The 11,565-nt window shown below is 65.9% G+C and carries 11 protein-coding genes; 8 read left to right on the forward strand and 3 right to left on the reverse strand.

The features are described from left to right. The first annotated feature begins 34 nt into the window (after nt 1-34). Both RR42_RS29475 and RR42_RS29480 read left to right on the forward strand, forming a co-directional pair. Nucleotides 35-1,681, forward strand: coding sequence for a class I adenylate-forming enzyme family protein (locus RR42_RS29475; RefSeq protein ID WP_043355196.1), 1,647 nt, complete (start codon nt 35-37; stop codon nt 1,679-1,681). 195 nt (nt 1,682-1,876) lie between these two features. Further along, nucleotides 1,877-2,734 carry a helix-turn-helix transcriptional regulator gene (locus tag RR42_RS29480; RefSeq protein WP_236702072.1) on the forward strand — a complete coding sequence of 286 codons (858 nt, stop codon included), beginning with the start codon at nt 1,877-1,879 and terminating at the stop codon, nt 2,732-2,734. Here the strand turns inward: RR42_RS29480 and RR42_RS29485 are convergent. Beyond that, nucleotides 2,731-4,356 (reverse strand): class I adenylate-forming enzyme family protein, encoded by a 1,626-nt coding sequence (locus tag RR42_RS29485; RefSeq protein ID WP_043355198.1) that lies wholly within the window; start codon nt 4,354-4,356, stop codon nt 2,731-2,733. The two genes, RR42_RS29480 and RR42_RS29485, sit on opposite strands and share 4 nt — an antisense overlap. A gap of 264 nt (nt 4,357-4,620) precedes the next feature. Between RR42_RS29485 and RR42_RS29490 the strand changes: the two genes are divergently transcribed. From RR42_RS29490 to RR42_RS29515, 6 genes are all read left to right on the forward strand, one after another. Continuing rightward, nucleotides 4,621-4,872, forward strand: coding sequence for a helix-turn-helix domain-containing protein (locus RR42_RS29490; protein ID WP_043355200.1), 252 nt, complete (start codon nt 4,621-4,623; stop codon nt 4,870-4,872). 2 nt (nt 4,873-4,874) lie between these two features. Further along, nucleotides 4,875-6,215 (forward strand): type II toxin-antitoxin system HipA family toxin, encoded by a 1,341-nt coding sequence (locus tag RR42_RS29495; RefSeq protein WP_043355201.1) that lies wholly within the window; start codon nt 4,875-4,877, stop codon nt 6,213-6,215. A 153-nt stretch (nt 6,216-6,368) separates the two neighbouring features. After that, nucleotides 6,369-7,544 carry an acyl-CoA dehydrogenase family protein gene (locus RR42_RS29500; RefSeq protein ID WP_043355204.1) on the forward strand — a complete coding sequence of 392 codons (1,176 nt, stop codon included), beginning with the start codon at nt 6,369-6,371 and terminating at the stop codon, nt 7,542-7,544. Nucleotides 7,545-7,563: 19 nt separating this feature from the next. Continuing rightward, entirely contained in the window at nt 7,564-7,944 is a 381-nt protein-coding gene (locus tag RR42_RS29505; protein ID WP_043355206.1) for a hypothetical protein, read from the forward strand. Between the two features lie 138 nt (nt 7,945-8,082). Then, entirely contained in the window at nt 8,083-9,708 is a 1,626-nt protein-coding gene (locus tag RR42_RS29510) for a histidine kinase N-terminal 7TM domain-containing protein (protein WP_052495057.1), read from the forward strand. Between the two features lie 52 nt (nt 9,709-9,760). Beyond that, nucleotides 9,761-10,489, forward strand: coding sequence for a class I SAM-dependent methyltransferase (locus RR42_RS29515; RefSeq protein ID WP_043355209.1), 729 nt, complete (start codon nt 9,761-9,763; stop codon nt 10,487-10,489). A gap of 241 nt (nt 10,490-10,730) precedes the next feature. Here the strand turns inward: RR42_RS29515 and RR42_RS29520 are convergent, their stop codons facing one another. Both RR42_RS29520 and RR42_RS29525 read right to left on the reverse strand, forming a co-directional pair. Next, nucleotides 10,731-11,219 carry an acyl-CoA thioesterase gene (locus RR42_RS29520; protein WP_043355212.1) on the reverse strand — a complete coding sequence of 163 codons (489 nt, stop codon included), beginning with the start codon at nt 11,217-11,219 and terminating at the stop codon, nt 10,731-10,733. After that, nucleotides 11,216-11,509: a universal stress protein gene (locus RR42_RS29525; protein WP_052495058.1), complete on the reverse strand. Its 294-nt coding sequence runs from the start codon at nt 11,507-11,509 to the stop codon at nt 11,216-11,218. Before RR42_RS29525 ends, RR42_RS29520 begins: the two co-directional genes overlap by 4 nt. Nucleotides 11,510-11,565: the final 56 nt, after the last annotated feature.

Genomic DNA, 11,565 nt, shown 5'->3' on the forward strand with positions numbered 1-11,565 from the left:
CGCGCGCGGCATCCATGAGCAACCGGAGACAACCATGAGCACGGCAACGGAACAGGCGCGCGAGCGCATCGGGCGCATCGCCCTGGGCGATGTGATCCACCGTGGCGCCCGGCGCTTCGGCGCCCGGACCGCATTGATCGAGGGCGACCACAGCCTCAGCTATACGGCGCTGAACGCCGCCACCAACCAGTTTGCCCACTACCTGCTGGCCCAGGGCATGCGCAGCGCGGAGCGTGTCGGCATGCTGTGCAACAACTCGATCGACATGATCGTGGCGCTGCTGGGCATCCAGAAAGCAGGCATGGTGTGGGTGCCGATCAACACGGCGCTGGCGCCGGATGCGATCCAGTACATCCTGGAACACGCGGAGGTGACGCGCCTGGTGGCGGACGCGTCCGTGCTGGCGCGGCCCGGCATCGGCGAGCTGGTCGCGGCGTCGCGCATTCCCGTCGTGTTGCTGGAGCCGGCGGGCGAGGTGGCCGATGAGATGACCGGGTTGGCCGGGTTGGCCGGGTTGGCCGGGTTAGCCATTACCCGGCATGCCGACGCGCTGGCCGGCCAGCTGGCCACGCTGCCGGATGTGGACATCGCCAGCGGCCAACTGGCGCAGATCATGTACACCAGCGGCACCACCGGCCCGCAAAAGGGCGTCATGCACTCCCACGCTTCGGTGCATTCGGTGCTGGCGGCCAACCTGGTCGATACCGGCTGCGGGACGGCGAGTGAAGTCTTTACCTGCCTGCTGCCGATGTTCCACTGCGCGCAGCACGGCAATACCATGAGCGCGCTGCTGGGCGGCCATGCCGTGGTGATCGGACGCGGCTTCGATCCGGCCCGGGTGCTGGCGGACCTGGCCCGGCACCGCGTCACCGTGGTGGTGGCGCTGCCAATGATGTACCGGGCCATGCTGGAGCACCCGCGGTTCGCCGCGACCGATCTCTCCAGCGTGCGGCTGTGCATCTACGGCATGGCGCCGCTGCCCAAGAACCTGCTGCTGCGCCTGCTTGATGCGTTCTGCCCCAACTTCGTCCTGTGCTCAGGCCAGACCGAGATGTATCCGGCGGCCACCATTTTCGAGGCGCAGGAGCAGCGCAAGCGCTTTGGTGCCTTCTGGGGCGTGGGCACGGTGGTCAACGAGGTGGCGGTGATGAGCGACGACGGCCGGCTGCTCGGCCCGGGCGAGCCCGGCGAGATCGTGTTTCGCGGGCCGAACGTGATGCTGGGCTATTACAAGGACCCCGAGGCTACCGCCCGCGTGCAGCGCTTTGGCTGGCATCACTCCGGCGATCTTGGCGTGCTGGACGACGATGGCCAGTTGCTTTTCCTCGACCGCATCAAGGACATGATCAAGAGTGGCGGCGAAAACGTGCCCTCGATCAAGGTCGAGGAAGTGTTGCTGCGCCATGCCGCCGTGGCCAATGCGGCGGTGGTCGGGCTGCCGCATGCGCGCTGGGGCGAGGCGGTGACGGCCTTTGTGACCCTGAAGCCCGGCGCACGGGTCGAGGAGGACGAACTGGGCGCGCACTGCAAGGCCCACCTGGGCGGCTTCGAGGTGCCCAAGGCGGTGCTGCTGCTGGCGGCATTGCCGGCCACGTCCACCGGGAAGATCCAGAAGTTCGCGTTGCGCCAGCAGTATCGCGAGCATTACGATGAGCACCACGAGCACCATGACAAGGGCTGAGCACCGGGCCCGCCTGTGGCAGGCATAGCCACCTGACATAGCCACCTGACGCAAGACGTAGCCGGTAGCCCCGGCTACGCTGCTTTTTGCGTCGCATTTTTGCATCGCATCATGGCGGCGCACCGAGAGCAAATAACCAGCAGGCCTGACGACGCCCCCATCGGGGCGCGGACGGTGCCAGCAGGAGACAAGGACATGCAGATGCAAGCACCAGGCATTGCGTGCCCGCCAGCGACGACCGTGGCGCCTGGCGCCCGGAACGGAGCCGGCCGGGTGATGTGGCTCACCCCCGACAGGCTGTTCTACGCCGGCCTGCTTGGCTCGCCTTCGGTCCGCACCATGGGTGGGCTGTTGATTTACGTGGCGTTGCGCGCCCCTATCCGCATCCGGTTTGACGACGGACCCTGGGCATCCACGGAACTGGCGGTGGTGCCGGCGTACATGCCGCACTCGGTCGCTTGCGACGACCGCATGATCTGCGACCTCGCACTGGAGGCGGAGAGCATCGACCTGGCGCGCCTGCCGCCGGTGATACGCGAGCGGGCAGGGCCGGTGGACGATCCGGCCTTTGTGCGCCATGTGCGCCAGGCGCATGCCTACCTGAGCGAGCGCGGCCGGGAGCTGGAACTGCAGGCGGACAGCTTCGACCAGATCTTCTTCGGGCACGCGCTGGCGCCGCGCAAGCTGGACCCGCGTATCGAGGCCGCGGTGCAGCGCATCCGCAATGCGCCGTCGGCCACGGCCACGGCCGAGTCATGCGCCGCATCGGCCCATCTGTCCTTCTCGCGCTTCCTGCATCTGTTCAAGGAGGATGTCGGCACGCCGTTCCGCAGCTTCCGGACCTGGAAGCGCGCCCGCAGCCTGCTGCACTATGTCACCCAGGACTCCAACCTGGCCCATGTGGCGCTCGATGCCGGCTATCCGGACTCCACCCACTTCAGCCATTCCATCCGCCAGGCCTTCGGGCTCAAGCCCAGCGATATCTTTGCCGGCTCGCGCAAGCTCGCCCTGATTGGCGAGCGTGCGGAGGTGGGCAGCGGCATGCCCGGCTAGGCGGGCCGGGCAGGGGTATCCGGCGCGTCCTCAGTGCGCAAGGCCGCCTTATGGATCTTGCCGGCCGGCGTGAGCGGCAGCGCTTCGCGCAGCACCACCTGGCGCGGCACCTTGTAATCGGCCAGGCGGGTCCCGCAGTACGCGCGGATTTCCTGCTCGGAGACCTGGCAGCCTGGCTTGGGCACGATGTAGTAGCGGCCGATCTCGCCCAGCACGGGGTCGGGCACGCCAATGCCGGCGACCATCATCACCGCCGGGTGCCGCGCGATCACGCCTTCGATCTCGGCCGGATAGACGTTGAAGCCGCCCTGGATATACATATCCTTCTTGCGTCCCTTCAGGTGGATATAGCCGCGTTCGTCCACAAAACCCAGGTCGCCCGAGTGCAGCCAGCCCTGGGCATCGAATCCATCCTCCCCGGCCGCGCCGCCGACGTAGCCCGGGCAAACGCCCGCGCCACGGAAACAGAGTTCGCCGATTTCGCCCGTGGCCAGGCTTTCGCCGGCAAACGAGACCACCCGCACCTCGGCGCTGTCGAACACGCGGCCGATCGATTGCATCAGGTCCTGCCGCTGCGCGTCCCAGGGCGTCATGACGATCGCCCCGGAGGATTCCGAGAGGCCGTACAGGTTCATCACCGTCGCCTGCGGCATGCGGGCCTGCAGTTGCTCCAGCAGGGCGGCATCCACGGTGGCGCCGCCCACGATCACGAGCCGCACGGAGGAGAAATCCACCTTGGCCGAGTCGGGATGCATCAGCAGCAACGTGGCCATGGTCGGCACGCCCGAGAAGATGGTGGGCGGGTGCTGGCGCATCCTGGCGAGCACCAGGTCCGCCTTGAAGGCTGGCACGAGGTCGCAAGTGCCGCCGCCCAACAGGAAGTTCAGCACCCCGCAGGTGATGCCGCCCACGTGGTTCAAGGGCAGGGCCAGCTGGATCTGGTCGGCCTCGGTCGTGCGCACATGGCGCGCTTGCGCCAGGGCCGCCGCCAGCATGCTGCGGTGGGACAGTCCCGCACCCTTTGGCCGCCCGGTGGTGCCCGAGGTGTAGATCACCATGGCCAGGTCCTGCGGCACGACCTGCGCCTCGGCGGCTGCCAGCACGGCCGGGTCCGGCGCGGTAGCCAGCAGCGTGGAAAGCCGCAGTGAGCTGGTGTCGGCCGATGGCGCCGTGTCGATTGGGTCGATTGGGTCGATTGGGTCGATCAGCACCACATGCGACAAGCCCGGCATGCGCGGCGCCAGCCGTGCCAGCATGCCTGGAAAATCAAAGCCCTCGCACTCCGGCACCGTGAAGACTGCCTTGACCGCGCTGTCGTTGACCATATGCTCGATCTCGTTGTCGCGGTAGCGCACGCTCAGGCCCACCACCGCCACGCCGATGCGGCTTGCGGCAAAGAACAGTTGCAGCCACTCGATCTGGTTCAGGCCGATCACGCCGATGCGCTCGCCACGGGCGATGCCCAGGCCAAGCAGCCCGCAGGCAAGCCGCGCGGAGCTGGCCTCCATCCCGGCAAAGCTGTGGGCCTGCTGCCCGCAGAGGTAGGCGGTGCGCTGGCCCCACCGCTGGCTGGCCTGGCGAAGGGCGGCACCAATGGTGGCGGGCGGCGGGTTGGCAGTCATGCGGACTCTCCTGGCGTTGGATGGCAAATTGGATGCGGCAAAGACCCGGGGCAGGTCAGAGCGGCAAGCGTAGCCAAGTAGCGTGGGGCAAGGCTTGCGGAAAGTGGCTGGGTCGCTGCGCAGGGCGGCAGCGTCGTCGCGGTGGACATGGGTTACGCATGACATGGGTAATTGAAAAATACCCATTTAGTTGGTATTTGCAATTTACCCATATTGTTCGTAAAGTGAGATTATGCATTTGATGGGTAACCCCGGATCACCAAGATGAAACAGCTGCTCACCACCCCCAGCCAGCTCGGGCAAGTGCTGCAATCCGCACGGCGCGCCGCCAAGTTGTCGCAGACGGACCTGGCCGCGCGGCTGGATGTCAGCCAGAGCCGCATCTCCCATATGGAGCTCAACCCGGGCAGCATCAGCGCCGACCAGTTGCTGGCGCTGATCAGCATCCTCGGCCTGGAACTCGTCGTGCAGGATAGGCGCGCGGCGGGCGCCGAAGCCTCGCCGGTGGAGTGGTAGCCATGGGCCGCAGATCGCATGCGCGGGCGTTATCGATATGGGCCAATGGCGAGCGGGTAGGGACGTGGCGCATCCCCACGCGGGGCGACATGGCGTTGCAGTACGACCCAGGCTGGCTGGCCTCGCCCGCCGGACGCCCACTTTCCCTGTCGCTTCCCTTTGGCGTCGATACCTCCCCGCTCAAGGGCGACCGGGTGCGCAACTACTTCGACAACCTGCTGCCCGACAGCGACGCCATCCGCAAGCGCCTGGCCACGCGTTTCAAGACGGCAACCACGGAAGCCTTCGACCTGCTGGAAGCCATCGGCCGCGATTGCGTCGGCGCCGTGCAATTGCTCGGCGAGAACGAACAGCCGGTAGGCCATGACCGCATCGACGGCACGCCGCAATCCGACTCCGACATTGAAAAGCTGCTGCGGCAAACGGTCAGCCCCGCCGGCATGGGCGTGCAGGACGAAGCCGACGACTTCCGCATCTCCCTGGCCGGCGCGCAGGAAAAGACCGCGCTGCTGTGGCACGGCAACCAGTGGATGAAGCCCCACGGCGCCACGCCCACCACGCACATCCTCAAGCTGCCGCTCGGGCTGGTGGGCAACAAGCGGGCCGACCTCAGTACCTCGGTCGAGAACGAGTGGCTCTGCCTGACTATCCTCGCCGCCTATGGTCTGCCGGTGGCGCATAGCGAAATCAAGACCTTCGCCAGCCAGAAGGTCCTGAGCGTGCAGCGCTTCGACCGGCAGATGCATTCCTCGGGAGGCTGGATCCTGCGCCTGCCGCAGGAGGATTTCTGCCAGGCGCTCGGCGTCGCCCCGCACCTGAAGTACGAAGCGGACGGCGGCCCGGGCATGCGCGACATCGCCCAGATCCTGCGGCAATCCACCCATGCCGACGAAGACCTGGAGATCTTCCTCGCCACGCAGATCCTGTTCTGGATGCTGGCGGCACCCGACGGGCATGCCAAGAATTTCAGCATCCGCCTGCTGCCGGGCGGGCGCTACCGGATGACGCCGCTCTATGACGTGATGTCAATCTGGCCGGTGGTTGGCTTTGGGGCAAACCAGTGGTCATGGCACAAGGCCAAGCTGGCCATGGCGGTGGCCGGCAAGAACCGGCACTACCTGTTCAAGGACGTGCAGCGCCGGCATTTCAACGCCATGGCGCCCAAGTGCTTCCACGGCCCGGATGCGGAAGGCATCGTCCAGCGGCTCGTTGCGCAAACGCCAGCTGTCATTGCCACGGTCAGCGCCGCCTTGCCGGAGGGCTTCCCGCAAAAGGTGGCGGACAGCATCCTGCAAGGGCTGGAGGCATCCGCCCGGCAGCTCGATCGCATGCCGCCTGGCTAAGTGGCTAAGTGGTTGGTTGGGGTCTGGCGGGGCCAACCACTTTGCGCAAGACGAAGCACACGGCGCGGCCTATGGTCGAGGGAAGCCGGCTTGCATGCCGCACACCACCCCCAACCCGAAAGTCCACCGACAGCCCCACTGACAGGACCCACGATGAGCCTCCTGACCCTGCCGCCCCTTGCGCACTATTTCACCGCCGAGCACGCGCAGTTCCGCAGCACGCTGCGCGACTTCGTCGCCCGCGAGATCACACCCTACGTGAATGACTGGGACGAAGCCGGGACCTTTCCCCGCTCGCTGTACCGCCGCGCCGGGGAAGTCGGCCTGCTCGGGCTCGGTTACCCGGAACACTTCGGTGGCACGCCCGGCGACATCTTCTATCACCTGATCCAGGCCGAAGAGTTTGCCCGCTGCGGCTCCGGCGGCGTCAACGCGTCGCTGCACTCCCACTCCATCGGCGTGCCGCCCATCGTCGCGGCCGGCAGCCAGGCGCTGCAGGAACGCGTGCTGCCCGCGGTCATCGCTGGCGACAAGATCGCCGCCCTGGCCATTACCGAGCCCGGCGGCGGCTCCGACGTGGCCAGCCTGAAGACCACCGCCGTGCGCGACGGCGACCACTACATCGTCAACGGCGAGAAGACCTTCATCACCTCCGGCATGCGCGCCGATTTCATCACCACCGCGGTGCGTACCGATCCCGCCAACAAGGGCGCAGGCGGCATTTCCCTGCTCCTGATCGAAGGCAACCCGCCCGGCCTGACCCGCACCGAACTCAAGAAAATGGGCTGGCTCGCCTCCGACACCGCCCACCTGCATTTCGACAACTGCCGGATCCCGGCCGCCAACCTGATCGGCGAAGAAAACCGTGGCTTCCAGGTCATCATGCGCAACTTCAACGCCGAGCGGCTGGGGATGAGCGCCAGCGCCTATGGCTATGCCGAAGCCTGCCTGCACGAAGCACTCGACTGGGCGCGCCAGCGCAGCACCTTCGGCCACCCGCTGGTGGAGCGCCAGGTGATCCGCCACAAGCTGGTCGACATGGCCCTGCGCATCGAAGCCGCCCGCAACCTCGTCTACGACCTGGCTTACCGCGTGCAGCACCAGGCCGGCGACCCGGCGCAACTGGTGGCACGCACCTGCATGGCCAAGATCCAGGCCACCCAGGCCATGCAGTTCTGCGCCGACCAGGCCGTGCAGATCCTGGGCGGCATGGGTTTCATGCGCGGCACCCTGAGCGAGCGGGTGTACCGCGAGGTCAAGGTCATGATGATCGGCGGCGGGTCGGAGGAAATCATGAAAGACCTGGCCGCGCGGCAGTTGGGGTTTTGAGGGAGGAGCGCGGAGTGGGGTGGGGGCCAGCCTTGCACCGTTCTACGATATCGTCAGCACCGTGGTGTACGACACCAAGAACTTTCGCGACACCGCGCCGTACTGGCCGGATTCCGAATTGTCCATGCCGATCGGGGCCGCCAGGCACTACGGCGACCTCCAGCGCACCGACCTGATTCAAGCGGGGCAGGAGCTTGGCTTGAGTCCAACGGCGGCGGCCTATGAGCTCGACGCAGTGATGGCTGCCGTAGCGCAGGCCACGAATGAGGTCCGATCGCAAGTCGAAGCTGAGGCCACGCCGGATGGCGGCGAGGCCCGGCTGCTCGATGCCATCCTGGCCATGCCGCTCAAGGAGATGTCCGATCGGCTTAGACGGCCAGTTCGAAGTCCGGCCGCATAGCTGCCTGCACAAGAGCGCATTCGTCCAGGCACGCCTCAGTCTTCCCGCGACACGGATCGGCCGCGCTGCGCCGCTTTATAATCCGACCGGAGAATCCACCGCTGGCGCTGCCGGCGGGCGTGTCCTGGAACCGGCCGAATGCCTTCGTACCCCCTTGTCCTCTGCCTCACCTTTGCGGTTGTCGGAAGTCTGACGGTTGCCGTCGCAACCTGGACACGGCGGGACGATCCCATCGTCAAGGCCTTCCTGGCGCTGGCCCTGGGGAGCGCGCTATGGAGCGGCGGCCGCCTGCTCGAGTTGAACTCCGTCGACCTGGAAACCCGCATCCTGTGGGCCAAGGTGCAATATGTCGGCATTGTCGCCGTGCCCATCGGCTGGCTCTGCGCCATCCTCCAGCTCAGCCGTCCAAGATTCGTCATCCCTTGGTCGCTGCTATCCCTGCCCATCGTCATCAATATCGTGACGCTGGCCCTGGTCTTTACCAACGAACGGCATCACCTGATCTGGACATCGATCCGGCTGGTGCCGGGGGGCGCACCGCCTGGCGCCGTCTTCGGCCATGGCCCGGGATACGCCGCTGCGGCTGCCTACACCTACCTGCTGTTGCTGATCAGCGTTTACTTCCTGCTGACGGCCCGGGTGCCAAACAGCAGCCTGACCCGCGGGGGAAGGGCGGTGCTCGCGGGCGGCCTGGCGTTGCCGCTGGTGGCCAATATCGCGTACTTGCGCGGATGGACGGGGCCGCTGGGCGGCGACCTGACCCCCGCCACCTTCACGGTGACGGCGGTGCTGGTGTGGGTATGCGCGCTGCGCAGGCACCTGGATGACGTTGGCCACTACGCCAGGCTCAGGGTCTTCGATGCCTTGCAAGAGGGTTGCGTGATCGTGAATGCCAACGACATCATCGTCGACTTCAACCCTGCCGCGCGGCGCCTGCTGGCGGGGGTAGAGCGGGGCAGCGCGTTTCCGCCTGCCTGGCGGGACGCGATTGCCGCCAGCCGCAGCGGCGCACCCGGCAGCGGCGGCTCGCACCTGATTTCGCAGGCGCGCGTCGACTACGAGCTCACCGTGGATTCGGTGCGCAACCTGCACCGGCAGCCGGTCGGGATCATTGTGTTCCTGCGCGACGTCACGCGCTTTCGCTCGCGCGAGCATGCGTTGACGGAGGAAAACTCCAGCCTGGCGGTGCGGCTCGGCGAGACCGAGGAAAAGCTCTCGCGCATCGAGGCGGACCTGTATCGCGATGCGCTCACCGGCGCGCTCAACCGGCGCTACTTCCAGCGCGAGGCCGCCGTCGCGATAGCCGACGCGTTTGAGCGCGGCATTCCCGTCGGCCTGCTGATCATCGACGTCGATTACTTCAAGCAGTACAACGATCTCCACGGCCACGTGCACGGCGACGAATGCCTGCGCCGTGTTGCCGCCGCCATCGGCGAAGCCATGCGCAACGGCCCCAGCGACTTCTGCGCCCGCGTTGGCGGCGAAGAGTTCGTCATCGTGCTGCCGGCGATCGCGCCCGCCGAGACGCGGGAAGTCGGCTTGCGCCTGCTCAATGCCGTGCGCTCGCTGGCGCTGCCGCACGGCGGCTGGCCAGAGCACCCGTGCGTCACCATCAGTGTCGGCGCGGTTTGCGAAATCCCGGCGTCGCCGTCGCTGGAGTTCCTGCTCGAAAAGGCCGACGCTGCCATGTACCAGGCCAAGCGCAACGGCCGCGACCGCTTCATGATGCACGACCCGGTGGCGTCGCCTGTGTACCCGGGCTGAACGTCTTTCATGGATTGGCCCGACCGGCCATCATCTCAGGAGTACCCCACGCATGTCATTCGGCGAATCCGCAGCCATCTACAACCAGGCTCGCCAGTCCTACAGCACGGCTGTGATGGACAAGGTCGCAGATATTCTGGCGGCGGCACAGAAGCAAGCCATCCTCGACATCGGATGCGGCACGGGCATCGCCACCCGGCAACTGACCGCGTGCGGTTTTCGCCCGGTCGGGATCGACGTTGACCCGGACATGATCGACGAGGCGCGCCGGCTGGGGCAGGCGGGCGCGTACCACGTAATGGGCGCCGATCGCCTGGATTTTGCCGATGCGGCATTCGGCGGGGCTACCGCCTTCGGCGCGTTCCACTGGTTCTCGGACGATGCATCAGTGCGCAACATCCGCCGCGTATTGATGCCAGGCGCGGCCTTTGTCGTCGTCAACAAGAACGACGCGGGCGATTTTCGCGAGGCCATCGTTGACATCGTCGACCGCCACGTGGCACTGAGCCACGCGCGGCCCAAAGCCGAGTACCAGCCTGCCGGGACGCTGGCCGCCGGCGGTTTTCACGCGGTCCGGGAAGACCGGATCCAAACGATGGAGTCGCTCTCCATCGACCAGGCGGTTGCGCACGCGCGGTCGATGCGCTTGTGGGAAGAGGTGCCGACATCGCTCCACGCCGCCATTGAGGCCGACCTGCGTGACTACGTGGAACGGCATCTTGATGCATCCGGAATGTTGCCGCGGCCGCTTGTCGTGACGATAGTTTCGGGATGCCGGTAGCGGCCGGGCGGGCGTACTGGCGAAGCTTGCCGCGCGGATCCGCAGCGCCGTGGGCGACGAGGCCGTGTAGCAGGCAGCTCACGCCTTCGGCTTGAGCATGTGTTCGTCCAAGCTCAGGCGCAGGCGCCCGGCGTCGACGCGCCGGCCACGGCAGGGCCAATCATCCGCGCTCGCTTTTGGGCGCATATTTGGACATGCATTCCGGAATGAAATGCATTGGATGATGACGGCGCTATGCCGTCTACACTGCCGCAATGGCTTCCGCGGCCTGGCAGCGGGCACCGAGTTCCTGGCGGATAGTCCGTCTGATTTGGGCTGCAGCAAAGCGCCTTTTTTCTTCCGCTGTCGTCAGCACTAACGGCGTTACTGCGACCGGCTTGCGCTCGGCGTCGACCGCGACCATTGTGAAGAAGCAGCTGTTCACGTGCCGCGTCTGCTGTGAGCAAATGTTTTCGGCCAGCACCTTGATTCCGATCTCCATGGAAGACTTGCCCGTGTAGTTGACGCTGGACAGAAATGTGACAAGTTCGCCAACGTGTATCGGCTCCAGAAACGTAACTCGATCAACGCTCAATGTGACCACATAGCGCCCGGCGTATCGACTTGCGCAAGCATAAGCGTTCTGATCGAGAAGTTTCAGAATCGCTCCTCCATGGACGTTGCCAGAAAAGTTTGCCATATCCGGTGTCATCAGCACGGTGGTCGTGAGTTGCGAGTTCGAAGTGCTCATGCAATTTCCTCGTTGTTAGCGAATGCGCGCACGGCATGAAAGGCATCAATGCGTGATTCGATGTGCTGCTTGACCCGCTGGGTGCGACCATCGTGGTATTTGTTCAGGACCGCTTGTGGCACGAGCGAGTCGACCTCAATCAATGAGGTCTCGCGCTGGTCAGGAATGACGGTGAGCACCTGTAGCCTCGCACGAAATTGGTTGGCCATGCCGATGGAGTGAGCAAGTACCTCTTCGCAGCGCTCGCTCAAGTCCGTCGCATAGAAAGTCGTCCGCATGTCGTTGTGCATACGAGGCTTCTCTCAAGGTGCATGGCCAACTATGCACACCCGCGCCAACCGTCAGT

The sequence above is a fragment of the Cupriavidus basilensis genome (assembly GCF_000832305.1).
GTDB classification, from domain to species: domain Bacteria; phylum Pseudomonadota; class Gammaproteobacteria; order Burkholderiales; family Burkholderiaceae; genus Cupriavidus; species Cupriavidus basilensis_F.